Source organism: Arcticibacter pallidicorallinus, assembly GCF_003002875.1.
In the GTDB taxonomy this organism is placed as follows: Bacteria; Bacteroidota; Bacteroidia; order Sphingobacteriales; family Sphingobacteriaceae; genus Arcticibacter; species Arcticibacter pallidicorallinus.
The window spans coordinates 271,005-294,820 of sequence record NZ_PVTH01000003.1; the positions used below are offsets into that span (position 1 = coordinate 271,005).

The window sequence follows — 23,816 nt, forward strand, 5'->3', positions numbered from 1 at the left end:
TCACCATTATGAGATATATAAGCTTTACCGATGATCCAGTAACGCCACCTGATGAGATTTTTATGAAGGAAGCTCTCAGAGAAGCTGAAAAGGCCCTCGAGCAAGATGAGGTCCCTATAGGAGCTGTAATTGTCAGCAAGGGCAAAATTATCGGCCGTGGTCACAACCTTACCGAACGGCTTAACGACGTCACTGCACACGCCGAAATGCAGGCTTTCACCGCCGCAGCTGGCTACCTGGGAGGAAAATACCTTAAAGACTGCACGTTGTACGTAACCATCGAACCCTGCGTAATGTGTGCGGGAGCATCCTACTGGACACAAATCAGCCGGATCGTTTACGGTGCAGAAGATGAAAAAAGAGGATTCAGCAAAATTAACAGCATCATTACCCATCCCAAAACAGAAATCACCGCAGGTGTCATGCAACAAGAGTGCGCCACCCTCATAAAAGATTTCTTCCTCAAGAAAAGAAAGTAAATTGACAATGAGCTGAACAAATCACTTTTACAAAAGTTATATTTGTAGAGCTTAAAATTTTAACTCATAAAACGTAATATTATGGCTTTTGAACTTCCTGCGTTACCATACGCATCTGATGCCCTTGAACCAAATATCGACAAAGCAACGATGGAAATCCACCATGGCAAGCATCACCAGGCTTATGTCGACAATTTGAATAAAGCTATCGCTGGTACCGAAGCTGAAGGCAAAACAATAGAAGAAATATTAGCAAATATCTCTTCTTACGCTCCTGCTGTTCGCAACAACGGTGGCGGACACTACAACCACAGCTTATTCTGGACAGTCTTAGGTCCTGATGGCGGTGGCGAACCTACAGGTGAACTGGCTGAAGCTATCAACGAGGCTTTCGGTTCATTCGAAGATTTCAAAAAGAAATTCGCTGAAGCTGGAGCAACACGTTTCGGATCAGGATGGGCTTGGTTATCGATCTCTTCTGAAGGTAAGCTTCAGGTTTCATCCACTCCAAACCAAGACAACCCGCTGATGGATGTTGCCGAAGTTAAAGGAACTCCGATCCTTGGTCTTGACGTATGGGAACATGCTTACTACCTGAAATATCAGAACAAACGCCCTGACTATATAGCGGCTTTCTGGAACGCAGTAAACTGGTCTGCAGTTGCAGAGCGCTTCAAAAAATAAGTTCTAAAAACATTTAGAGAAAAGTAGTGTACTAATCGTATACTACTTTTTTTATGGAAAAGAAAATAACATACCTATCAGCGCTTTTATTTATCAGCATGCTGTCAAGCTGTGAGCTTGCCGGCGACATCTTCAAAGCAGGTGCCTACGTTGGAATATTCATGGTCGTGGCCGTGCTCATTTTGATCTACTGGCTATTCAGCTTTTTCAGAAGGAGATAAAATACCGGAAGGCTGGATTAATTACATGAAGCCTTCCAGTATTTCTTTTTTGGAATTGCTGATCATTTCTTCAGGCAACGACTCGATGATCTCGCGTTCCAAAGCAGATATAATACCTCGCTTGAGGAAGTTGCGATGAGTAACGATGCTGATCTCCCTCGCGGGAACAGGATCTTTAAATCTTCTTACCCGCTTCATTTCTTCCTTATTAAGATCCAGAATACTAAGCTCAGGCAATACTGTCACGCCTGTATTGATATCAACCATTCGCTTAAGTGTTTCGACACTCCCTGTATTGTACTCAAAAGGCTTAAGCTTGCTGCCTTCTGCCTTTTTACTACACAAATTCAATACCTGATTCCGCATACAATGGCCCTCATTAAGAAGCCATAGATCGTTAGGATCAATATCCTCAGCGGTAATGCTGCGCTTATTCAAAACCCCGTTACCTTTCGAAGCATATACAGCGAATGCTTCGTAGAATAAAGGAAGCTCATTTAAAGTCTTATCATCCAGAGGTGTCGACAATATTCCGCAGTCCAGCAAACCCACCTTCAGCTTCTGAACGATCTGCTCCGTAGTGTACTCCCAAATCAGCAGCTGTACCTTAGGATACTTCTCGGTAAACTTCGTTATGATTTTAGGCAACAAATAAGGAGCAACGGTGGGGATAACTCCTACTTTAATGACCCCACTCAACTCTTTCTTATATGAATTGATAATTTCATTCAGATTATCAGCTTCTGCAAGCAGTACCCTCGCCTGATCGATCACAGAAATACCTATTTCAGTAGGCACTACCGGCTGCTTGCTCCGGTCGAAAAGAATCACACCCAAAGTGTCCTCCAGCTTCTGGATCTGCATACTTAATGTCGGCTGCGTTACAAAACACTTCTCTGCGGCAACAACAAAGTTTCGGTAAGTATCAACCGCCACTATATATTCTAACTGGACCAAAGTCATATAAGCAAAATCTATGTGATAATAGCAAATATCGATTTTTCTCATCCATTAATTAGACAGATCTTTATCGGACAATTAGAAAGGACATTTTAACTACAAAGTACATGGCAAATAAGCAAAAATTGACAACTGCATCCGGTATCCCTTATTACGAGAATGAGAACTCCATGACGGCAGGGCCGAGAGGACCTGTTCTTCTTCAGGACTTCATACTTCACGAAAAGATGGCACATTTCAACCGGGAACGTATTCCTGAGCGTGTCGTCCATGCAAAAGGCTCCGGCGCCTATGGTACTTTCACCGTTACCCACGATATCACTCAATATACGCGTGCTAAAATTTTTAACCAGATAGGAAAGCAAACAAGGGTATTTCTTCGATTCTCCACAGTGGGCGGTGAGAAAGGCTCGGCAGATACAGAACGTGACCCAAGAGGATTCGCCCTGAAATTCTACACAGAAGACGGCAACTGGGATCTTGTCGGCAATAACACTCCGGTGTTTTTTGTCAAAGACGCAAAAAAATTCAGTGATTTCATCCACACTCAAAAAAGAGACCCTTATACCAACTGCAAAAGCGCAACCATGATGTGGGATTTCTGGTCGCTTAATCCCGAAAGTCTGCATCAGGTTACCATTCTGATGTCTGATCGCGGAACCCCTTACAGCTACCGCCATATGCATGGATTCGGCAGTCACACTTTCTCCATGATCAACAAAGACGGAGAACGCAACTGGGTAAAATTCCACTTTAAAACACTGCAGGGGATTAAAAACTTTACCGATGCTGAAGCTGCTGCCTTGCGCGGTACGGATCCCGACTGGGCTCAGCGTGACCTGGTACAATCAATTGACAAGGGCGAATTCCCTAAGTGGGCGCTGAAAATACAGATCATGTCTGAAAAGCAAGCCGCAGAATTTCGTTGGAATCCGTTCGACCTCACCAAAACCTGGCCTCAGGGAGACTTCCCGCTGATTGACGTGGGCGTTCTTGAACTCAATGAGAACCCTGACAACTATTTCGCCCATGTCGAGCAGGCTGCATTTGCTCCGGCTCACGTAGTAGACGGAATTGGATTCTCTCCCGACAAAATGCTGCAGGGTAGGATCCTATCTTACACCGACGCTCAGCGCTATCGTCTGGGGACAAATTATGAGCACATCCCGGTAAATCGCTGCCCGTATATGGTTAGCAATTATCAGCGCGACGGCGCCATGCGTATGGATGGAAACGGTGGATCTTCACCTAACTATTTTCCTAACAGCTTTGACAACATAGAAGCAGATCCGGCTTACAAAGAACCCGGCTTGCCGATTGAAGCCACCAACGCGGATTGGTATGATCGCAATGCGGAAGGAGAGAACGATCACTATACACAACCGGGAGATCTTTACAGACTCCTGAGCGCAACAGATAAAGCGAATCTCATTTCTAATATTGTAGGCTCTATGAGCGGAATTGACGGTCCAAAAAGAGAAGAAATCATAAACCGTCAGCTATGCCACTGGTTCAGGGCCGACATCAGCCTGGGAATAGGAGTAGCAAAGGGTCTGAAAATCGACCTTGACTCGGTAATGAAACACATGCCGGCATAACAAAAAAACCGCCTGATTTACTCAGGCGGTTTTTTTTGTTTTATTCTACCGTAACCGACTTAGCCAGATTACGCGGCTGATCTACATTGCAGCCCCTCAGAACAGCAATGTGATAAGATAATAACTGTAACGGTATTGTCGCCAGAAGCGGCAGATAGGCTTCGTTACAAGCCGGTATCTCAATAATATAGTCTACCATTTCCTTTACCGTCTTGTCGCCCTCTGTTACAATAGCGATAACCTTACCTTTCCGGGCCTTTACTTCCTGGATATTACTAATCACCTTCTCGTATGAAGAATTCTTTGTCGCAATAAACACAACCGGCATATCCTCATCGATCAAAGCGATTGGTCCGTGTTTCATTTCTGCTGCAGGATAACCTTCAGCATGGATATAAGAGATCTCCTTCAGCTTCAATGCTCCTTCCAACGCAACAGGGAAACCACTACCACGACCCAGGAACAGGCAATTAGATGAATCTTTGAACTTCTCAGCAATCTCAGCGATTTTCTCGTCCGATTTGAGAGCCTGCTCTATAAGCGTCGGTATCTCGTCCAGCTCAGTAAGCATGCTTACCAGATCCGACTGCTTAACAGTTCCCCGCTGCTGAGCCATATACAAGGCCATGAGCGTTAAAACTGTTACCTGCGCGGTAAAAGCTTTCGTAGAAGCCACTCCAATCTCCGGACCTGCATGCGTGTATACGCCCGCATCAGTAATTCTCGGAATAGATGAACCTACAACATTACAAATACCGAAAATCGTAGCGCCCCGCTCCTTTGCGAGTTCAATGGCAGCCATGGTGTCTGCCGTTTCGCCCGATTGGGATATTGCAATAACGATGTCTTTCTCGGAAATAATCGGGTTACGATATCTGAATTCAGAAGCATATTCAACCTCCACCGGTATTCTTGCGTACTCTTCAATCAGGTACTCACCAACCAGACCGGCATGCCATGAAGTACCGCAGGCAATAACGACTATACGCTCAACATTCTTCAATTTGTCTGCATAATCCTTTATCCCGCCAAGCTGAACCTTTCCTTCAATCGGATAAATCCTCCCGCGCATACAATCACGTACAGAGCGAGGCTGTTCATAGATTTCTTTAAGCATAAAATGCTCAAAGCCCCCTTTCTCCAGCATTTCCAGCTGAAGCGATAATTCCTGAATATAAGGTGTCTGAATGATATTGTCGATAGTCTTCACTACCAGCTCATCGCGTTTAACAAGCGCAATTTGCGAGTCTTTCAGATAAATAACGTTCTTGGTATATTCAACGATCGGAGTGGCATCCGAGGCAATGAAATACTCACCTTCGCCAACACCAATTACCATCGGACTTCCCTTCCTGGCAGCAATGAGCTGATCAGGACTATCCTGGCTCATGATCACAATAGCATAGGCTCCTATCACTTCGTTCAGGGCCAAACGCACTGCTTCAAGCAAGTCAGTGGTATCACTATGAATATCTTCTATCAGGTGTATAAGAACCTCTGTATCCGTATCACTACTAAATACATGCCCCTTTGCCAGCAAAGCTTCCTTGATAACAGAGTAATTTTCGATAATGCCGTTATGAATAATGGAAAGCTTTCCATCTCCCGAGCGGTGCGGGTGAGAGTTCCGGTCCGATGGCGCGCCGTGAGTTGCCCAGCGGGTATGTCCCATACCTGTCGTTCCAGATCGGTCTTCGTGTAGCGTATGAGCCTCCAGATCAGAAACCTTTCCGGCCTTTTTGTGGATTTTTAACCCACCGTTCATTAATGCAATACCAGCACTATCGTAACCCCGGTATTCTAATCGCTTAAGCCCTTTGATAACAATATCCCAGGCATCGCGATGGCCTATATATCCAACAATTCCACACATAAGTAATGAATAAGATCAAGGGGAGCGAAATTATAAAAAAAATAACCAGAACATGGCAAAGCCTGATATTAATCAGGCTTTGTATAATAAATGTTCAGTTTTATCTTTAAATTTTCATGGTTATTTCCCGCTAATATAGAGCGCGCCGCGGTAGTGAGTACGGGCGCAATATTTGCAGCCTGAGTATTGAGGAAGTTAACATCAACCGGAGCTATGTAGGTACTATATTGCGTATCCTTCCCGTTAACCAGGTTTTGTATATACGAACTGACATTGAAAATATAGCGTTTCCGGTTCGTATCATATGGCGTGCCCAGAAAAGACACCTGATCCGCAACCTGACGCTGGCCGGCAATATCCGTACGATAAAGCGTCAGTCGTGGTAAAGGTTTAAATATAGTTTCTGTTCCTGGCTCTACATATACTACAAGCTCGGCCTTATTTATGGCAATTTTACCCAAAGCGCGCAGAGCATCCAGATTTGTAAAAGAAATTTTGGTACGTAAACCCGCAAGCGGTTGCGCGTAAACAGTGCTGAAAGACTGCTGCGGATTATCCAGTTGAGCCTGCACAGCTGTTCCCGCATAATTGTGTTTGATCGCTGCAGATGTTGTCGTATTAGACAGGCCAAAGATCACTTTGTTGGTATCGACTGTTGTTCCGGTCGTGTTCTTGTAATATAACTCCAGTCCACTAACATTGGCCGTCGCCAGATCAAAGTAGGCAATTCCACCTCTTCCATCTGGCTGCACCTTTCTAACTTTCACATAAAGACCTTTAATATGGTTCTGAAATGCAGCTGCAGTAGCGAAATGAGTGGAAGACGCATTTAGAAAATAAGTTCTCATGAACTCAGGTGTCATCTTGATTCGGATCTGCGGAACTACCTTCAGGGCAGTATCTTGTCCTCCCTTAACGATTTGATTAACAAATAAACTGTCGTTCCATCTGAAACGATTAACGTTCGGCGCTGATCCTATCACCGTAGTGCTGTCATAATTCCACTTCCTGTTCGTATAGTAGTTTGACGTCGAAATGTAATTTTCCTTCAGCTGATGAACCGTTACATTATAAGTCGTGTTCGTTGAATCTCCAAAAAATCCTTTTCCATATTTCAAAACAAGGACTCCTGAATCCAAGGATGTGGTAGCACCGAAGCTAAGTGCAGTTGAGGGCAAGGATATACCCATAGCCAGGGCTGCATCAGTAGTTCCTAACACCGGGTCAGTAATCGACCCCGCAGGATATTGAGGCTGACTGGAAGCCAGGACACTATCCTCACGAACAGTTACCGTGCTTACATCATAATCTTCAATATATTTACTGTTGATCGTATCGTTAGGGTTAATATCCAGTCCAACATTGTCCGTCTTCTGACAACTGCTAAAAGCGATAAGACTTACAAAAATGAATAAGCCCCTGCTTAAATAATTCATATGTATAAAATAATTCTTTGTCATTCAATATTTCGCGCTAAGATATAGATTTTAGTTTTCTTTTCGTGCTTTGTTAAAGCTTGCCAAAGATAGACTACGCAGGCCACTTCTGTTGTTAAAAACTGTTAATCAGGACATCCGTTTTCGCCCGCTTAGTGTTAAAGGATGTTAAAGAAACGGACTTTAACATCCAAAAGTCTACGTCATGATCATTTCCCTATGTTTTTGATCACGCCAATGGCCATAATGCAAGAAAGGCTGTCCCGAAAATCACGAGACAGCCCTTCCAATGTTGTATAAGCTTTCTAAGCTAGAGACGCCAATTCCTCATTGTGCATCTCTTCATAGAGATTAAAATAATTCTCAAAATCAGCCGTAGCATCATATGTCAATACTGGCTTATCGGTAGCTTCAACCACCTTCAATACCTCAGGATGCGTATTAGGTCCGCCCAATACAACAGCATCCGAATAGGATATAGCACCTAAATGCATAGCCTCACAGCTTCCGTCCCCGTAAGGTACCAGATGAGATGCATCCATTCCGCTCATAACCGCTTTCTTTGAAAAATCAGGATTTAACTTTTCGCCGAAGCAATTGTCATAAACCGAATACACAATCTTAGCTGTTTTGAACGTCGGATCGTCCTTATAGGTCGTTTTCATGTAAACGGGAACCAGAGAACTCATCCAGCCATGGCAATGCACCACGTCAGGCGACCAACCTAATTTCTTAACCGTCTCCAATGCTCCTTTACAAAAAAAGATTGTTCGCTCATCGTTGTCTTCGTAAAACTTACTATTATTGTCCCTGAAAACATGCTTACGCTGAAAGTATTCTTCGTTATCCAAAAAATACACCTGCATGCGAGCTGAAGGAATTGATGCCACTTTAATGATCAACGGGTTATCGTTTTCATCAATGATGATGTTCATTCCTGAAAGACGGATAACTTCATGCAGACGATTACGACGTTCATTGATGTTACCAAAACGAGGCATTAAAATGCGGATTTCAAATCCTTTGTCTTGCATCGCTTGCGGAAGTTTCCGCGTTATCTCAGAAATTTTTGTTAACTCGAGGAAAGGCGACATCTCGTGAGTAATAAACAGTAACTTCGTTTTTGCCATCTCCAAATGTTAAATTTTATGAAAGAATTTGGGACTGCAAATATACATATATATTATGATATATCAATGAATTACGCAATAGCCTTTGATATAATTGCGGGAATTCTCACCTTTGCAACGGCATTTTCATTATCGTATTAATTAAAAAAGCCTTGAATATTAAGAAAACTATACGCATTTCACAGGTAACCGCCCCTTCATACTGTTTTAACTCTGCCTTAACACATTCAGCCGTTAAAATCTGTCTTAAAAAAATCAAAAATTGAAAATTTTCACCTCGAAATCCGGACTTTCAGACGCGCTTCAGGATCTTAAAGCACAAGGGAAACAGATTGGTTTAGTGCCTACAATGGGAGCACTTCACGATGGTCATATTTCACTCATCGACATGGCCAAACAGCAAACAGACGTGGTCGTTTGCAGTATTTTTGTGAATCCCACCCAGTTTACAGATCCACTCGATCTGGAGAAGTACCCCAGAACCGTAGAAGACGATATTAAAAAACTCGAAGATGCAGGGTGCGACATCCTCTTTCTTCCTGAAGTTGCAGAAATGTACGGCCAGAACGAAAGCTGGGATATTGATCTGGGTTATCTGGAAACTATCCTGGAGGGGCAATCGCGCCCTGGACATTACCAGGGTGTAACGCAAATCGTTTACAAACTATTCCAGGTAACATCGCCCGACAAGGCATTTTTTGGCCAGAAAGATTATCAGCAGGTATTGGTGATAACCAAAATGGTCTCCATCTTCAAGCTGCCTGTAGAACTTGTTATGTGCCCTATACAACGCAGTGAAGAAGGACTTGCTCTGAGTTCAAGAAATATCCATTTATCCCCCCAGGAGAAGCGTCAGGCTTATACGATCAGTCGCGCGCTCTTTACCATGCGGCAGCAAGCTTCAGTATTACATGCCGACAAACTGAAAGAGATTGGCCTTAATATTCTAAACGAAGAGCCGGGAATCAACCTCGACTACTGCGAAATACTCGACAAAGATACCCTCAAACAGCCGAACGAAGACACATCGGGACTTGTAGCCCTCATCGCTGCTCATGTCGGAAAGACACGTCTCATCGATAATATGATTTTAAATTAACACGACGAATCATACCAACCACAACTCTTTCGATACCTTTTGCTAATTTTGCGTTATGATTATTCAAGTTTTGAAGTCAAAGATACACCGGGTGAAGGTGACGCAGGCGGAATTGAACTACGTGGGAAGTATCACTATTGATGAAGACTTAATTGACGCTGCCAATATCATTCCTAATGAAAAGGTACAGATCGTAAACAATAACAACGGCGCCCGCTTTGAAACATACGTCATTAGAGGCGAACGAGGATCGGGTATTGTTTGCTTAAATGGCTCTTGTGCGCGCCTTGCTCAGGTAGGAGATATCATTATTATTATGTCTTACGGACAGCTCAGCATGGAAGAAGGAAGAAAATACCAACCAATCCTGGTGTTTCCTGACGACAATAACCGGCTGATAAAGTAATTGCTCTAAATCCTAATAAGTAACTTATGAACAAACTAGAGACGCTCAACAATAAGATACTTAGCCTGCCGGAAATCATTAAGTTGATACAGGTATGGAAATTTCAGGACAAAAAAATAGTCTTCACCAACGGCTGTTTCGACCTTTTACATCTCGGACATATTGACTATTTAGCTCAGGCTGCCTCTCTTGGAAACAAATTAATCATCGGTTTGAATACCGACGCTTCAGTCTCCAGAATCAAAGGGCCTGCCAGGCCAATTACCGACCAGCAGTCCAGGGCCTCCCTTATAGCAGCGCTTTTCTTCGTAGACGCAGTGGTGCTATTCGACGAACCCACACCCGCAGACCTCATCTCTGCAATAAAACCAGACATTCTTGTTAAGGGTGCCGATTACACCATAGCCCAGATTGTAGGAGCTGAAACCGTTCTTTCTAATGGTGGTGAAGTGAAAACCATACCTCTGATCGAAGGCTATTCAACCACCGCTATAGAAAAAAAAATACGTAGTCAACAATAGTCTTTTGATCATTAATAAGGGTTAGATGCTTCCAAAAAACTTCTATAAGCTGGCACTTTTGCTATCGTTCCTGATGGTAACGATGCTCTCTTGCAGAAATAAGAACAACGAATTCTCCGCCGGAACCTGGAGAGCAACCATAAAAAATGAATCAGGAACAGAGGTGCCGTTTAATTTCGAAGTAACCGATTCTTCGGGAGTAAAAAAGCTCTATATTCTAAATGCAGACGACCGTCTGTTGGTCGACGACATTCAGGTCAGCAATGATTCGGTAACCATCAGACTTCCGTTGTTCGACTCAGAGATCAAGGCCGCACTAACATCAGACGGCTTCACAGGAAAGTGGATCAGACACCTAGTCGATAATGACATCTCCATGGAGATCAATGCCCAAAAAAATACCGACTACCGCTTCTTTAAAGACGATCCCGACGCCCCAAACCAGCTCAGCGGAAGATGGTCTACCACCATCGTTAGTCAGGATAACCAGGACACGACTATCGCAGTAGGCGAATTCCGCCAGGAAAAATCGCGGGTAACGGGCTCATTCCTCACCAGTACCGGCGACTACAGATTTCTTGAAGGCGCGGTATCCAGCGGGCGACTGTTTCTATCTGCCTTTGACGGATCCAACTGTATGCTGTTCACGGGTACAATAAACGGAAACACGATCACCGAGGGCAAGTTTTATTCAGGTCTGGCTACGGTGCGCAACTGGTCCGCCCGAAAAGACGAGCAGGCCATTCTCCCGGATGCCTATACCCTGACAAACCTGAAACCCGGTTACTCCAGCCTGGAGTTTCGCTTTCCTGACCTCGACGGTAATCAAACATCATTGAAAGACCCACGTTACAAAGGTAAAGTTGTCATCGTTAGCTTCCTGGGCTCCTGGTGCCCCAACTGCATGGATGAAACAGCTTATTTGACTAATTTCTATAAAGAGTACAAGGACAAAGGAGTTGAAGTCATAGGATTAGCCTATGAGCGAACCAACGATACAGAAAGGTCAAAAAAGAGCCTGGAACAACTTCGCAAACGGTTCCATGTTAGCTATCCGATTCTTCTAACCGGATACACAAACAAAGAAGTTTTGAAAAGCATGCCCGAACTGAGCGAATTCAAAGCCTTTCCTACCACCATCATCATCGACAAGCAAGGGAAAGTAAACAAGATTCATACAGGATTCAGCGGACCCGGCACGGGCAAACACTACACCGAATACATCAACGAGTTCGAAAACCACATCAACAAACTTCTTACTGCTAAATAATATGAAGCTATCATGCGCGCGCTGAGCGAAAAGCGTGTATTATTGCCCCTGAAAGTTTCATTACCGTTTAAAAAACAAATCGTTCCAATGAAAAACAGTCTCCTGATGCTCTGTTCCCTAATGGCAGCGCTGTTACTAGGCTCTTGTTCCAGTACTCAAAAAGTTACTCTTGATCCGATCTCCGTACATGGTGCCAGACAAGGGTCGCAAATCTACCAGGCGAGCTACACCCGCCTGACCGACATCATCCATACCAGCCTCGACCTAAAACTGGATTGGGATAGCGCCTACGTTATAGGGCGTGCAACCATTGAGGCTAAACCATACAATTATCCCTTGTCTGAAGTTGTTCTCGATGCAAAAGGATTCCGGATCAATCAGGTATCTCTCATAGAGGGTTACGATAACAAACCGCTCAAGTACACCTATAACAACAAAAAGCTTACTATCCACCTGAGTCAAAAGTACAGCGGTGAGCAAAAGTTTAAGATCCAGATCGACTACGTGGCAATGCCCGAGAAGCTGAAGGTCGGCACGGATATCAACGGCCCCGGAAGTAAGGGATTTTTTTTCGTTAACCGCGACAATTCCGAACCCGGCAAGCCAAAGCAATTCTGGACCCAGGGAGAGACCCAAAACAACTCATGCTGGTTCCCTACAATAGAAGATCCACAGGAAAAGATGACCCAGGATATCAGTATCACCCTCCCGGACGGCATGGTTTCCCTGTCGAACGGACTTCTGGACTTCTCTACTGACAACGGCGACGGTACGCATACCGACAGCTGGCGACAGGAGCTTCCCCATTCCACCTATCTGACGATGCTCGCCGGTGGCGACTTCCGGATCGCCAAAGATTCCTGGAAAGACAAAGAAGTAAGCTATTACATGGAGCCCAAATTCGCTGATCATGCAAAACTGATATTTGGGAAAACTCCTGAAATGATGGAATTTTTCTCCAACATATTAAAAGTGGAATATCCCTGGGAGAAATACGCCCAGATCGTGCTGCGCGATTTCACCGGAGGAGCCATGGAAAACACCACTGCCACCACCTTCTTCGAGGGCATGAACATGACTCCGGCCGAATATTTGGATGAAAACCACGAAGACATTATAGCCCATGAGCTCTTCCATCATTGGTTTGGTAATCTCGTTACATCCGAATCCTGGGCAAACCTCCCCCTTAACGAGTCTTTTGCTACATACGGAGAATACCTTTGGAACGAACACAAATATGGTGGCGATGAAGCCGATTATCAAGGATGGAATGACGCAAATGCCTATTTCAACACCGAACGGGCGAAGCAGGCCGATGTTATCCGCTTCAACTATCCCGACAGAGAGCAGATGTTTGACGTTGTAAGCTATCAAAAAGGCGGACGAATTCTGCACATGTTACGCAAAACAGTAGGCGACGAAGCATTCTTTGAGAGCCTGACGCTTTACCTGAAACGGCATTCTTATAAAACCGCAGAGATCCATGACCTTCGTTTAGCATTTGAAGAAGTGACGGGTAAAGACCTCAACTGGTTTTTTAATCAATGGTTCCTTGCATCGGGCAATCCGGAACTTGAAATCTCCAATCACTACGATGCTGCTGGTAAAAAAGCAACCGTAACGGTAAAACAAGTCCAGTCCTTGAACGCCGCACCCCTATATCGTTTACCTGTAAAAATCGATTTTTACGCTAATGGCCAGGTAGAAAGAAAACAAGTAGTTGTAGATAAAGCTGAGCAAAGCTTTTCATTTGATATGCTGCAGCAACCCGAACTGATCAACTTCGACGCTGAAAAGTATCTATTGGCCACGAAGAAAGAGAACAAAACCCCTGCTCAGTATGCCCTGCAATATAAGCAAGCGCCCTTGTTTCTTGATAGGATGGAGGCCCTGCTGGCAATAACTAAACAACCAGCCGACAAACTATCAGCGCCCCTGATTATCTCTGCTATGAACGATAGGCATTGGGCTATCCGCCGACTCGCTGTAAAATCACTCGCATTGCTAAACAAGGAGGCACAGGCATCAGCACATGATAAAGTGAAAGATCTTGCGATAAATGACTCGCGCTCCTATGTGCGGGCATCAGCGATCAATGTATTGAAAAAAGTCTACAAGGCTGAAAAGAATGACGAAACCCTGAGTAAAGCTCAGCAGGATGTATCGCCATCAGTCGTAAAAGCGCTTACTGAATAGATCACAAACGCAGGCCGCAGAATGGCTGATAGTCAACCCGGCTGGCTGCATGGTATAATCTCTATTCGTTTTCCCGGGACAAATCCTTAGACCTTAGCGGTCGCGGTCGCTTGTAAGCGAGCCAAAGACCATTTTAATTACAGAAAGGATGAGGGCAAAGATCAGGGCAGCCCAGAAACCTTCTGTATTGAAGCCTTTCATCATTGAATCTACCAGCAGCACCATCAATACGGTAATGACAAAAGACATCAGACCTAATGTCAGGATGTTAACCGGAAAAGTAAAAATGCGAAGTATGGTCCCAACGGTCGCATTTACAAGCGCCAACAAGATGCCGGCTATAAGCGCGCTAAGAAATCCGTCAACGTGGACACCCGGAGATAGGAATGCCGCTACTGAAACCGCTATTCCCGTAAGTAAAAGTTCGATGATGATTCTCATATTAATGTGATTAACGTGAGCGGGGATCAGATAGTTTTCAAAAAGCCTGATAAAGCTGAGTCCATTCTTTGTCCATTCCTAAAAACACCTTTATATGTAACCCATAACAGGCCCTCTTTATCCCGTGATAAGTCCGACGTTTCGCTGTTGAAGTCGGACTCATCACGGGATTTTCCCGGGTGTATTGCCCCTTCATATAAAGGCGTTTGACTCTGATTTCTACCCATGCATCACACTAAATCTGTTAAAATCCAAAGGCTTTTGCCTAAAAAGCTACAGATAAGTTCCTACTTTTATACGATGGCTTTACCTGCTGGCGAAATTCTCAGGAAATATTTCGGGTACGACCGGTTCCGGCCGCTTCAGGAACAGATCATCCAGTCCGTCGTATCCGGGAAAGACGCGCTCGTCCTTATTCCCACCGGAGGTGGCAAATCGGTCTGCTTTCAGATTCCCGCCCTGATGTTGGACGGGGTCTGCATTGTGATCTCACCGCTAATCTCTCTGATGAAGGATCAGGTGGACGCGCTGAGAGCTAACGGCATCTCCGCTGCCTATCTGAACAGTTCCCAAACTTTTTCCCAGCAACAGGCTATTCTTGACTCGTGCTACCGTGGGGAGGTTGCCCTGCTATACATATCGCCTGAAAAACTCACGGCCGACATTTCGCTGATCTCACAGATGGCCCGGCCTTCTATGTTTGCCGTAGATGAAGCGCATTGCATCTCTGAATGGGGACATGATTTTCGTCCGGAATATATGCACCTAGGCGCTTTGCGGGAGCGCTTTAGCCACGTCCCCTTCGTAGCACTAACCGCTACCGCTGATAAGGTAACGCGCAAAGATATTATCCGGCAGCTCAAGCTCAAAGATCCCGGGATTTTTATCTCATCCTTCAACCGTAGCAACCTTAGTCTGGAGGTGAGGGCGGGTGTAAAACCCAAGCAACGATTAGCAGAGATCGCAGCATTTATCAGGCAAAAGAGAGGGCAGTCAGGCATTATCTATTGTCTCAGCAGATACAATTGCGAAGAACTGACTTCGGACCTGCGCATGTTGGGAATCCAGGTTGCTTTCTATCATGCGGGCATGAGCGCAGCCAACAGGAGTAAAGTTCAGGAAGGGTTTTTGAATGACGACCTCCAGGTGATATGCGCGACTGTCGCTTTTGGTATGGGGATCGATAAATCCAACGTCCGCTGGGTCATCCATTACAACCTGCCGAAGAATATGGAAGGCTACTATCAGGAGATCGGACGTGCCGGAAGAGATGGCTTACCCGCAGACACCATCCTGTACTATAACTATGCAGACCTGACCACTCTGAACCGATTTGCTGCCGAAAGCGGCCAGGCTGATATCAGCCTCGAAAAGCTGAAACGTATTCAGCATTATGCCGAGGCAGATATCTGCAGAAGGAGGATCCTGTTAAACTACTTCTCCGAGAATCTGAATGAAGACTGTGGCAACTGCGACGTGTGCCGTAACCCGAGAAAGCATTTTGACGGCACCCATCTTGTTCAGAAGGCTCTCTCGGCCATAACGCGCATGAGGGAAAGAGAGGGAGCTGCCATGGTTATCGATGTACTGCGAGGCTCCATGCGTACCGATCTTAAAGAAGCAGGGTATCACCTGCTGAAAACCCATGGGGCGGGGGCCGATATCAGCAGCTTCGACTGGCAGCGCTATCTGATGCAGATGCTGAATTTGGGGATCCTTGAGATAGCATACGACGAAAACTTTGCACTGAAGATTACCGCACAGGGCCGAGATATTCTTTTCGGAAGAACGAAAGCCAGACTAACGGTTCTTCCTCTGCTCATCAGAAAAGTCAGCAGCACATCCGGAATACAGTCTTCCCATGTGAACGACGAGGATGAACTTTTCGAACAATTAAAGAAGGTAAGGCGGAAATTCTCGTTGGAAGAAGACATATCTCCTTACCATATTTTCAGCGATGCCACCCTTTATGAAATGGCGAAAGAAAAGCCCCTGACCGAGCAGGAGATGCTACTCATCCCGGGTGTAGGAGAGCACAAATTTGACAGGTACGGAGAGGATTTCCTGGATATAATTAACAGTTACCCGGTGCAAAAAACACGCAAGGGGAGGTAACTAAAAATCAACACAATTTCACTACCGAGCTGATAATCTTCACTTTATCCAAATAAAGTTTTGTTAAATATATATTTATATATATTTGCATCTATGGAAATGCTAACTGAGGGACTGCAAATCTATCTAGAGCAACACTGCGAACCAGAGCCTGAATTGCTCAGATATATAAGTAGGGAAACGCATTTAAAGGTGCCAATGGCCCGAATGCTTTCCGGGCATTATCAGGGTCGTGTCCTGAGCTTTCTCAGTAAAATCCAGTCGCCAAAACGCATTCTTGAAATAGGAACCTTTACCGGATATGCCTCTATATGTCTGGCCGAAGGGCTTACTGAAGATGGCACTCTTCATACGATTGACATCAACGAAGAGCTCGAAGAACGGGTTCGCGACTATTTCAGTAAATCTCCTTTCGGATCGAAGATTAAATACCAGATCGGCAATGCGGTTGAAATTGTCCCGACGCTAACGGATGTTTTTGACATGGTATTTATAGATGCAGACAAGAAAAATAACGGTACTTATTACGATATGATATTTGATAAGGTAAGACCCGGGGGCCTTATCATAGTGGATAATGTGTTATGGCATGGGAAAATCACTTCAGGGGCGCAGGATAAGGACACGCAGAACATCAGCAATTTCAATGAGAAAGTAATTAACGACCAACGCGTAGAGAAACTAATACTTCCTGTACGCGATGGCCTATTGATAATCCGTAAACTGTAATCTATGCTAAGAAAATTCATTTATGCCAGCCTTATAGTTTTCATATCAGGTACCGCTACGGCGCAAAGCCCGGCAGAGAACTACATAGAAAATTATAAGGAAGTGGCAGTGAGTACCATGAACCAACATGGTATCCCTGCCAGCATCGTACTTGGAATTGCCATACATGAGTCAGCCAGCGGCACGAGCAGAATTGCCAAGTATCTTAACAACCATTTCGGACTAAAGGGAAAAACAGGTCCGAAGCCTATCAAATCAGCCTACAAAGGCTACGAAGAAGTTGACGATTGTTACGACGACTTCGTTAATTATTTAAAGAAGCGGTTTTCAGGGCTCTTTACGCGATACTCATCAGACGATTACAGGGGTTGGGCGATGGGAATTCAACGTGGGGGCTATGCTCATAGCCGCACATGGGCCAGTCAGGTAATGGCTATCATTAAAAAATATAACCTGGACCAATTTGACCAGAATGCGGAAAACGCCGCCAAAAGTACTATACTTGCGGCCAACAAAGCTGAGAGCGATCCGTCAGAGCCAATTGTTTATCACGTTCGCCGGGGCGATACACTGTCGAGGATAGCACAACGTTTTAGAACCACCGTCAAAGAAATTAAAAATAAAAATGGCTTGTCGAGTAGTTTACTCGACGTAGGTCAGCGATTACATTTGTAGTATCTGAATGGAGCTGTAATGAGCACGCTTCGGCATATAGAGGAATATATCGGCTCATAGCAGCTTCACTACCGTTAAAAAAACAGATTATATCTGATGAGAAATTTTTTACTGATTGCCTTTGTGGCTTTCTTCCTAGCATCTTGTAGCAGCAAAAAACAATATACTGCGGCACGCCGTCCAACCAAGCAACCGGACAAGATCATTACAAATAAGCCCGAGAAAGTTCGGTTTCCTAAACATCAGGGAGCTGTGATAGAAGACAAGATCGTCAGAGTCTATTCTTCCAGTGGCTATGTGGAACGTTTCAAAGATATCGCTATTGAAGAGATGCTGAAGAGTGGTATTCCTGCGAGCATAACACTCGCTCAAGGGATGCTTGAATCGGCAAGCGGAAACAGCACACTGGCCCGGGAGGCTAATAACCATTTCGGCATTAAATGTCATGCCGGCTGGACCGGAAAGACGATCCTCAAAGATGATGATGCGGTAGGTGAATGCTTTCGTTACTACAATTCGGCCGAGGAATCGTACAGGGACCATAGCGAGTTTCTGAAGCGTAGCCATTATGCTTTCCTCTTCGATCTGGACAGGAATGACTATAAAGGTTGGGCGAGAGGGTTAAAGAAAGCAGGTTATGCCACTAACCCCCGGTACCCTGAGCTCCTGATCAGCTTGATTGAACGTTATGGCCTTGATCGTTATGACCGGGAAGAATCCGTCTTCGCTAAAGCTAATCGTGAAGAGCAGGTCCTGGCCCAGATCGCTGCAAAGCCAGCAGAAACCAAGGCAGAGGTTGCTATTCCTGCCGTAGCGATGAAAGTTTATGAAGTTGCCGCGGGGGATACCTTATATGCTATCAGCCGAAAGGTGGGCCTTAGTGTTGACGAATTGAAAGTTTTGAATTCTTTAGGTGGAAATGATATTAAACCAGGACAGCTTTTAGTTGTTTCCAAATAGTTAAGAGTTGTTAAATAACTTTTTTCCGGAATCAATTTAGGTAGATTTACACCACTTGAAAAGCAATATTGTCCTGTTCCTCTTATTTATAACCTGTACAGCTTTCGCCCAGGAGAAAACGGTACAAGGCATTATCTTTGATAAGGACTCCAAAGTGCGACTCACGCGTGTCTATCTCTACAACATGCGTACGCACTCAGGCTTTTACAATAATACCAAAGGAGAATTTACTACCAAAGCGGTTGTTGGCGATACGCTCGTAGCAGCCCTGCAGGGATACCACGTGGATACGCTGATCGTACCGCCCGCCAATACCGTTTTATTCTATTTGAAACGCAACAGTATCCTCCTCCAGGAAGTCAGGGTGAGTGATAGCTTGCTGAGCCCGCAGGAGCGGCTCAACCGGACACGCAAGGAATACGGGGGGATATACAGAAAAGGTGATCCTCAGGATCTGCTACAGCTCGGAACTGCAAACAGGCCAGGAGGCGCGGGGCTGGGTATCGACGCTTTATACAGCCTGCTCAGCCGGGAAGGAAAGAATGCCCGCTACCTGCAGGAGATCATTGAACGGGATTATAAAGACAACATCATAAATTACCGGTATACTCCCGCGCTAGTGAAGAGTGTGACGGGGTTGCAGGACGAAAAGCTGAAAGACTTCATGCAGCAGTATCGCCCTTCCTATTATTTTATTTTAGAGGCGGGAGATTATGCGCTGATCAAGTACATAAAAGAATCTTTCCGCCAGTATCAGATGAATCCTTCGTTAAACAGGCTGCCGCCTTTGGTACCCGAATACAAATAATGAGGTTTCTGATACTTCATATTGCGCGCTTACCTGCCGCCGGCATGGCGCTATTCCCGTTCATACTGGTTAAACGCAAGGCTTATAAGGAAGATAAGGTGCTGATCAACCATGAAAAGATTCATCTGGTTCAGCAGCTTGAGCTCTTGCTGATTTTCTTTTACATCATCTATCTGGTCCATTACGTGATCAATCTGGCGAGGTATCGGAGCCACCGGATGGCGTATTTAAACATCGTATTTGAGCGGGAAGCATTTCATATGGATGCTGATCTGTTGTATCTGAAACGCCGTAGATTGTTCGCCTGGCGTTATTTCTTCGGGTAGATCACAAACACATTAGATTTTTTATACTACTCAATTTTTCATTAATTTGCCGAAATATGGTGAAAAGGCTAATCTTTCTACTGTGCTTAACCTGCTCATTAAGTGCATTCTCTCAGGATAGTCAGACGGACACGACTGATTTAAGTGATTTGAGGCTATACCCATCCAAGAAACCGCTTCCGGTTAGAAGGCCAATCCTTCAGCTACGACCTGTCGAAATTGCGAATTCTCCGCTTGATCTGAAGGTAAACTATTGGCGGAACTGGGTTTCGTTCGGGGTCAATTTAAATCAGGCAGCGTTCAGCGACAACTGGAGCGGTGGGGGTGTTAACTCCATGGCTGTTGGTACGACCTTCAATTATAAGACTGACTATACCAAGGGCGACAAGAATTACGTCTCTGAGGTGATATTCCAGTATGGTAAGATTAAGAATAAGGGGCAATTACAGCGCAAAACGAATGACCGTCTCTATTGGGATAATAAAATCTCGATGAAGCTCTCTAAGAACTGGAGCTTTTTCGGGTCATTAAACTTTGAATCGCAGTTTGACAGGGGCTTTTCCTACTACAAGGAAAAAGACGAAGACGGCAATGAAATAGAAAGACAGCGTACTATTTCGCGCTTTATGTCTCCCGGCTATCTGACTGAGTCTTTAGGTTTTGAGTATAAGCCCAGTAAATACTACTGGCTACGTATAGGTACAGGTACTGCCAGGCAGACTTTTGTACTGGATAAGGATATTTATAGGAACATTCCTAAAAACTATGGGGTTGACACCGGCAAGGTTTTCAGAAACGAGCTGGCTTTCCAGTTGGTGAGTAACTTCGAGAAAGACATCATGCAAAACCTCTCGCTGAAGACCAGATACGCGATGTTTGCCAACTATGAGAACCTGAGAAGCATTGACCAGCGTTTGGATGTAAGCCTCCTGGCCAAAGTAAACAGACTGATCAATGTAACAGTAAATGGAGTGATCCTTTACGATGACGACGCCAGCGGCAAAATCCAGGCAAGCCAGACACTGGCGTTGGGCTTACTTTATAAGTTCCCCCATTGACGGGACTTGTTATCTTACTAAAAATAATACTTACCTTTGCAAGCTGTTTAAAAGCGGATTAACACCATGTTTGAAAATTTACAGGATAAACTAGACAGAGCTTTTAAGGTACTTAAAGGTCAGGGCTCAATTACGGAAATTAACGTGGCCGAAACCATGAAGGAGATTCGAAAAGCCCTTCTTGACGCCGACGTAAACTATAAAACTGCTAAGACTTTTACAGACGAGGTAAAGGTAAAAGCTTTGGGTCAAAATGTACTGACCTCTGTTTCCCCGGGACAGTTGCTTACCAAAATCATGAACGATGAGCTTGCTGAGCTCATGGGAGGAACAGCTACAGAGCTTAATTTAACAACAAACCCAACAGTCATATTAATCGCCGGCCTTAACGGTGCGGGTAAAACAACTTTCTCCGGAAAGCTTGCTAACTATCTGAAAACGCAAAAAGGCAGAAAGCCTTTGCTGGTTGCAGGTGACGTTTATCGTCCGGCGGCTATTACGCAGCTTCAGGTACTTGGGGAGCAAACGGGCATACCTGTTTATGCGAACCTGGAGTCGAAAGACCCCATTGCCATCGCTATGGAGGGTATCGCGGAAGCGAAGCGGAACGGCAACAATGTGGTTATTCTGGATACCGCTGGTCGCTTGGCCATTGATGAAGAGATGATGAACGAAATTGCGGCGGTAAAGGCCAACGCAAAGCCTGACGAAATTCTCTTTGTTGTGGATGCGATGACCGGTCAGGATGCTGTAAACACAGCCAAGGCGTTTAATGACCGTCTTGACTTTACCGGTGTGGTGCTAACCAAACTGGATGGTGATACGCGTGGCGGTGCTGCCCTGTCTATTAAGTCGGTGGTTAACAAACCCATCAAATTCATCGGTACCGGTGAAAAGATGGAGGCTCTGGATGTTTTCTATCCGGATAGGATGGCTTCCAGAATCCTTGGAATGGGTGACGTCGTGTCGCTAGTTGAGCGTGCGCAACAGCAGTTTGATGAAAAGCAGTCTGCAGAACTTCAGAAAAAGATTCGTAAGAACAAGTTTGACTTCAATGACTTTATCGGACAGATCCAGCAGATTAAGAAGATGGGTAACATGAAAGATCTGATGGGGATGATTCCGGGCGTTGGAAAGGCTGTTAAAGATATAGACATCGACGACAACGCATTCAAACCTATTGAGGCGATCATTCAGTCGATGACTCCGTTTGAGCGGGAGAACCCGGATTCAATTAATCAAAGTCGCAGAGCGCGTATTGCAAGTGGATCAGGCACATCCTTGCAGGAAGTAAACAAGCTGATTAAGCAATTTGACGATATGCGTAAGGTGATGAAGCAATTCAGTAACCCGGCAGCTATGTCAAAAATGATGAAGGGCATGCCTAAAATGCCTTTCGGAAAATAAAGTAATTAAATGGACGTCCATGCTTAATGTCATAGACGTCCATTTTTCTTTTCTACAAAAGCGGAAGCAAGGTCTCCAGCTTCATTCCACGCGAACCCTTTAGCAGAATCGTCGATCCGCTCACAGGACGACTTTTTATTCCCTCAACAGCACTCTGTATATCGGCGTAAAAATCAGCGTTCCGGCTATGCTTTGAAGCAGAAAAAGCTTTACCGATAAATATATTGCGGTCTGCGTTGATTTCCATCGCGCAATCGACGATGCGCTGATGCTCTTGTTCAGACTCTTCCCCAAGTTCAAACATATCGCCCAAAATAAGCGTCTTATGGTTTGCAGTAATTGCAGCCAGATTATCGATAGCCACCTGCATACTGCTGGGATTAGCATTGTAATAGTCGCATATCAAGGTATTGGAGGATGTTCGGATCACCTGAGACCGGTTATTTCCCGGAACATAGGAAGATATTCCTGTATGAACCTGCTCTTCGCTCAGGTCAAAATGAAAACCTACCGCTACGGCTGCCAGAATATTCTCCAGATTATAGCTACCCGTCAGGTTGGTACCGAGTTCTCCGAATGCTTCGGCAGATTTCCATAGGATGGTCAGCAGTGGATCGTTGGAGACGATTGAGCCTGAAATATCATTCAGTTCATTTTCTCCGTAAGTCACACGCTTCGTTATTCCCTTTGAGCTGTATAATTCATGTAAGATAGGGTTGTCGTCGTTGACGAAGATGGTACCACCTGTTTCTTTCATAAAGTCGTAAAGCTCCGCCTTCGCTACTTTGACTCCTTCGAATCCGCCAAAGCCCTCAAGATGCGCTTTGCCTATATTTGTAATTAAGCCGTAGTTAGGTTTTGCTATGGCGCAAAGAGCGGCGATCTCCCTCTTGTGATTGGCGCCCATCTCGACGATAGCCATCTCTACATCTGGCTGGATAGCAAGCAAGGTCAAGGGGACACCGATGTGATTATTCAAGTTCCCCTGTGTACAATAGGTAAAATATTTTTCGGCCAGGACAGCGTTCAGTAATTCCTTCGTCGTCGTTTTTCCGTTAGTGCCTGTGATGCCGATCACCGGAATCTTAAGCTGGTCGCGATGATAGGCAGCGAGCAGCTGAAGAGTTTCCAGCACATGGGGAACCAGAATACAACGGTCATTATCTGCGTATTTCGGGTCATCAACCACCGAGAATGCCGCTCCTTTCTCCAGGGCGGTGAGGGCGAACTCGTTTCCGTCGAAGCTCTCGCCTCTCAGGGCAAAGAAGATGCTTGCCGGCAGAATATTTCGTGTGTCAGTTGTTACTTTTCTGCTTTGCGTGTACAGCCTGTATAATTCCTCTATCTTCATCTTCAAACTTTGATACAATTATAACATGAAATTGGGAGAGGAATTGACATGATTGAAACTTTCGACACAAAAA

General features: G+C 45.0%; 23 protein-coding genes. 17 read left to right on the forward strand and 6 right to left on the reverse strand.

The window, feature by feature from the left end:
* The first annotated feature begins 8 nt into the window (after positions 1-8).
* From B0I27_RS06140 to B0I27_RS17460, 3 genes are all read left to right on the forward strand, one after another.
* Positions 9-479, forward strand: coding sequence for a nucleoside deaminase (locus tag B0I27_RS06140; RefSeq protein ID WP_106292345.1), 471 nt, complete (start codon positions 9-11; stop codon positions 477-479).
* A gap of 81 nt (positions 480-560) precedes the next feature.
* Positions 561-1,163: a superoxide dismutase gene (locus B0I27_RS06145; RefSeq protein WP_106292346.1), complete on the forward strand. Its 603-nt coding sequence runs from the start codon at positions 561-563 to the stop codon at positions 1,161-1,163.
* A 53-nt stretch (positions 1,164-1,216) separates the two neighbouring features.
* The gene (locus B0I27_RS17460; protein WP_181276697.1) at positions 1,217-1,384 is read left to right on the forward strand and encodes a hypothetical protein; all 168 of its coding nucleotides are present in this window, start codon (positions 1,217-1,219) and stop codon (positions 1,382-1,384) included.
* A gap of 21 nt (positions 1,385-1,405) precedes the next feature.
* Here the strand turns inward: B0I27_RS17460 and B0I27_RS06150 are convergent, their stop codons facing one another.
* A complete protein-coding gene (locus B0I27_RS06150) occupies positions 1,406-2,347 on the reverse strand; it encodes a hydrogen peroxide-inducible genes activator (RefSeq protein ID WP_106292347.1) in 942 nt (313 codons plus the stop codon).
* A 104-nt stretch (positions 2,348-2,451) separates the two neighbouring features.
* On the opposite strand from B0I27_RS06150, the gene B0I27_RS06155 reads away from it, so the two are divergent.
* Positions 2,452-3,942 carry a catalase gene (locus tag B0I27_RS06155; protein WP_106292348.1) on the forward strand — a complete coding sequence of 497 codons (1,491 nt, stop codon included), beginning with the start codon at positions 2,452-2,454 and terminating at the stop codon, positions 3,940-3,942.
* A 40-nt stretch (positions 3,943-3,982) separates the two neighbouring features.
* Here the strand turns inward: B0I27_RS06155 and glmS are convergent, their stop codons facing one another.
* From glmS to B0I27_RS06170, 3 genes are all read right to left on the reverse strand, one after another.
* Complete coding sequence (gene glmS, locus B0I27_RS06160; RefSeq protein WP_106292349.1) at positions 3,983-5,815, reverse strand: glutamine--fructose-6-phosphate transaminase (isomerizing); 1,833 nt, start codon at positions 5,813-5,815, stop codon at positions 3,983-3,985.
* 68 nt (positions 5,816-5,883) lie between these two features.
* Positions 5,884-7,251, reverse strand: coding sequence for a DUF4270 domain-containing protein (locus B0I27_RS06165; RefSeq protein WP_181276698.1), 1,368 nt, complete (start codon positions 7,249-7,251; stop codon positions 5,884-5,886).
* A 305-nt stretch (positions 7,252-7,556) separates the two neighbouring features.
* Positions 7,557-8,381 carry a glycogen/starch synthase gene (locus B0I27_RS06170; RefSeq protein ID WP_106292574.1) on the reverse strand — a complete coding sequence of 275 codons (825 nt, stop codon included), beginning with the start codon at positions 8,379-8,381 and terminating at the stop codon, positions 7,557-7,559.
* 262 nt (positions 8,382-8,643) lie between these two features.
* Here B0I27_RS06170 and panC point away from each other — a divergent pair, with 262 nt between their 5' ends.
* From panC to B0I27_RS06195, 5 genes are all read left to right on the forward strand, one after another.
* Positions 8,644-9,480 (forward strand): pantoate--beta-alanine ligase, encoded by an 837-nt coding sequence (gene panC, locus B0I27_RS06175; protein WP_106292351.1) that lies wholly within the window; start codon positions 8,644-8,646, stop codon positions 9,478-9,480.
* A 55-nt stretch (positions 9,481-9,535) separates the two neighbouring features.
* Positions 9,536-9,886, forward strand: a complete 351-nt coding sequence (panD, locus tag B0I27_RS06180) for an aspartate 1-decarboxylase (RefSeq protein WP_106292352.1) — start codon at positions 9,536-9,538, stop codon at positions 9,884-9,886.
* Positions 9,887-9,912: 26 nt separating this feature from the next.
* Positions 9,913-10,407 carry a D-glycero-beta-D-manno-heptose 1-phosphate adenylyltransferase gene (rfaE2, locus tag B0I27_RS06185; RefSeq protein ID WP_106292353.1) on the forward strand — a complete coding sequence of 165 codons (495 nt, stop codon included), beginning with the start codon at positions 9,913-9,915 and terminating at the stop codon, positions 10,405-10,407.
* A 25-nt stretch (positions 10,408-10,432) separates the two neighbouring features.
* Positions 10,433-11,677, forward strand: coding sequence for a TlpA disulfide reductase family protein (locus B0I27_RS06190; RefSeq protein WP_106292354.1), 1,245 nt, complete (start codon positions 10,433-10,435; stop codon positions 11,675-11,677).
* Positions 11,678-11,764: 87 nt separating this feature from the next.
* Entirely contained in the window at positions 11,765-13,873 is a 2,109-nt protein-coding gene (locus B0I27_RS06195; protein WP_106292575.1) for a M1 family aminopeptidase, read from the forward strand.
* A 93-nt stretch (positions 13,874-13,966) separates the two neighbouring features.
* Here the strand turns inward: B0I27_RS06195 and B0I27_RS06200 are convergent, their stop codons facing one another.
* Complete coding sequence (locus B0I27_RS06200; protein ID WP_106292355.1) at positions 13,967-14,314, reverse strand: phage holin family protein; 348 nt, start codon at positions 14,312-14,314, stop codon at positions 13,967-13,969.
* A 300-nt stretch (positions 14,315-14,614) separates the two neighbouring features.
* On the opposite strand from B0I27_RS06200, the gene recQ reads away from it, so the two are divergent.
* From recQ to ffh, 8 genes are all read left to right on the forward strand, one after another.
* Positions 14,615-16,429: a DNA helicase RecQ gene (recQ, locus tag B0I27_RS06210; protein WP_106292576.1), complete on the forward strand. Its 1,815-nt coding sequence runs from the start codon at positions 14,615-14,617 to the stop codon at positions 16,427-16,429.
* A 93-nt stretch (positions 16,430-16,522) separates the two neighbouring features.
* Positions 16,523-17,158 carry an O-methyltransferase gene (locus tag B0I27_RS06215; RefSeq protein ID WP_106292357.1) on the forward strand — a complete coding sequence of 212 codons (636 nt, stop codon included), beginning with the start codon at positions 16,523-16,525 and terminating at the stop codon, positions 17,156-17,158.
* A 3-nt stretch (positions 17,159-17,161) separates the two neighbouring features.
* Complete coding sequence (locus B0I27_RS06220; RefSeq protein WP_106292358.1) at positions 17,162-17,833, forward strand: glucosaminidase domain and LysM peptidoglycan-binding domain-containing protein; 672 nt, start codon at positions 17,162-17,164, stop codon at positions 17,831-17,833.
* A gap of 96 nt (positions 17,834-17,929) precedes the next feature.
* Entirely contained in the window at positions 17,930-18,793 is an 864-nt protein-coding gene (locus tag B0I27_RS06225; protein ID WP_106292359.1) for a glucosaminidase domain-containing protein, read from the forward strand.
* Positions 18,794-18,848: 55 nt separating this feature from the next.
* Positions 18,849-19,601 (forward strand): hypothetical protein, encoded by a 753-nt coding sequence (locus B0I27_RS06230; protein WP_106292360.1) that lies wholly within the window; start codon positions 18,849-18,851, stop codon positions 19,599-19,601.
* The gene (locus tag B0I27_RS06235; protein WP_106292361.1) at positions 19,601-19,927 is read left to right on the forward strand and encodes a hypothetical protein; all 327 of its coding nucleotides are present in this window, start codon (positions 19,601-19,603) and stop codon (positions 19,925-19,927) included. Before B0I27_RS06230 ends, B0I27_RS06235 begins: the two co-directional genes overlap by 1 nt.
* A gap of 56 nt (positions 19,928-19,983) precedes the next feature.
* Positions 19,984-20,985, forward strand: coding sequence for a DUF3078 domain-containing protein (locus B0I27_RS06240; protein ID WP_106292362.1), 1,002 nt, complete (start codon positions 19,984-19,986; stop codon positions 20,983-20,985).
* A gap of 66 nt (positions 20,986-21,051) precedes the next feature.
* Positions 21,052-22,392 carry a signal recognition particle protein gene (gene ffh, locus B0I27_RS06245; RefSeq protein WP_106292363.1) on the forward strand — a complete coding sequence of 447 codons (1,341 nt, stop codon included), beginning with the start codon at positions 21,052-21,054 and terminating at the stop codon, positions 22,390-22,392.
* 52 nt (positions 22,393-22,444) lie between these two features.
* Here the strand turns inward: ffh and B0I27_RS06250 are convergent, their stop codons facing one another.
* Positions 22,445-23,743 carry a UDP-N-acetylmuramoyl-tripeptide--D-alanyl-D-alanine ligase gene (locus B0I27_RS06250; protein ID WP_106292364.1) on the reverse strand — a complete coding sequence of 433 codons (1,299 nt, stop codon included), beginning with the start codon at positions 23,741-23,743 and terminating at the stop codon, positions 22,445-22,447.
* Positions 23,744-23,816 lie beyond the last annotated feature (73 nt).

Excerpts from the sequence above, each read along its gene's own strand:
- B0I27_RS06140 (WP_106292345.1), top strand. The coding sequence starts at position 9 with ATGAGATATATAAGCTTTACCGATGATCCAGTAACGCCACCTGATGAG.
- B0I27_RS06145 (WP_106292346.1), top strand. The coding sequence starts at position 561 with ATGGCTTTTGAACTTCCTGCGTTACCATACGCATCTGATGCCCTTGAA.
- B0I27_RS17460 (WP_181276697.1), top strand. The coding sequence starts at position 1,217 with ATGGAAAAGAAAATAACATACCTATCAGCGCTTTTATTTATCAGCATG.
- B0I27_RS06150 (WP_106292347.1), bottom strand. The coding sequence starts at position 2,347 with ATGACTTTGGTCCAGTTAGAATATATAGTGGCGGTTGATACTTACCGA.
- B0I27_RS06155 (WP_106292348.1), top strand. The coding sequence starts at position 2,452 with ATGGCAAATAAGCAAAAATTGACAACTGCATCCGGTATCCCTTATTAC.
- glmS (WP_106292349.1), bottom strand. The coding sequence starts at position 5,815 with ATGTGTGGAATTGTTGGATATATAGGCCATCGCGATGCCTGGGATATT.
- B0I27_RS06165 (WP_181276698.1), bottom strand. The coding sequence starts at position 7,251 with ATGAATTATTTAAGCAGGGGCTTATTCATTTTTGTAAGTCTTATCGCT.
- B0I27_RS06170 (WP_106292574.1), bottom strand. The coding sequence starts at position 8,381 with ATGGCAAAAACGAAGTTACTGTTTATTACTCACGAGATGTCGCCTTTC.
- panD (WP_106292352.1), top strand. The coding sequence starts at position 9,536 with ATGATTATTCAAGTTTTGAAGTCAAAGATACACCGGGTGAAGGTGACG.
- rfaE2 (WP_106292353.1), top strand. The coding sequence starts at position 9,913 with ATGAACAAACTAGAGACGCTCAACAATAAGATACTTAGCCTGCCGGAA.
- B0I27_RS06190 (WP_106292354.1), top strand. The coding sequence starts at position 10,433 with ATGCTTCCAAAAAACTTCTATAAGCTGGCACTTTTGCTATCGTTCCTG.
- B0I27_RS06195 (WP_106292575.1), top strand. The coding sequence starts at position 11,765 with ATGAAAAACAGTCTCCTGATGCTCTGTTCCCTAATGGCAGCGCTGTTA.
- B0I27_RS06200 (WP_106292355.1), bottom strand. The coding sequence starts at position 14,314 with ATGAGAATCATCATCGAACTTTTACTTACGGGAATAGCGGTTTCAGTA.
- recQ (WP_106292576.1), top strand. The coding sequence starts at position 14,615 with ATGGCTTTACCTGCTGGCGAAATTCTCAGGAAATATTTCGGGTACGAC.
- B0I27_RS06215 (WP_106292357.1), top strand. The coding sequence starts at position 16,523 with ATGGAAATGCTAACTGAGGGACTGCAAATCTATCTAGAGCAACACTGC.
- B0I27_RS06220 (WP_106292358.1), top strand. The coding sequence starts at position 17,162 with ATGCTAAGAAAATTCATTTATGCCAGCCTTATAGTTTTCATATCAGGT.
- B0I27_RS06225 (WP_106292359.1), top strand. The coding sequence starts at position 17,930 with ATGAGAAATTTTTTACTGATTGCCTTTGTGGCTTTCTTCCTAGCATCT.
- B0I27_RS06235 (WP_106292361.1), top strand. The coding sequence starts at position 19,601 with ATGAGGTTTCTGATACTTCATATTGCGCGCTTACCTGCCGCCGGCATG.
- B0I27_RS06240 (WP_106292362.1), top strand. The coding sequence starts at position 19,984 with ATGGTGAAAAGGCTAATCTTTCTACTGTGCTTAACCTGCTCATTAAGT.
- ffh (WP_106292363.1), top strand. The coding sequence starts at position 21,052 with ATGTTTGAAAATTTACAGGATAAACTAGACAGAGCTTTTAAGGTACTT.
- B0I27_RS06250 (WP_106292364.1), bottom strand. The coding sequence starts at position 23,743 with ATGAAGATAGAGGAATTATACAGGCTGTACACGCAAAGCAGAAAAGTA.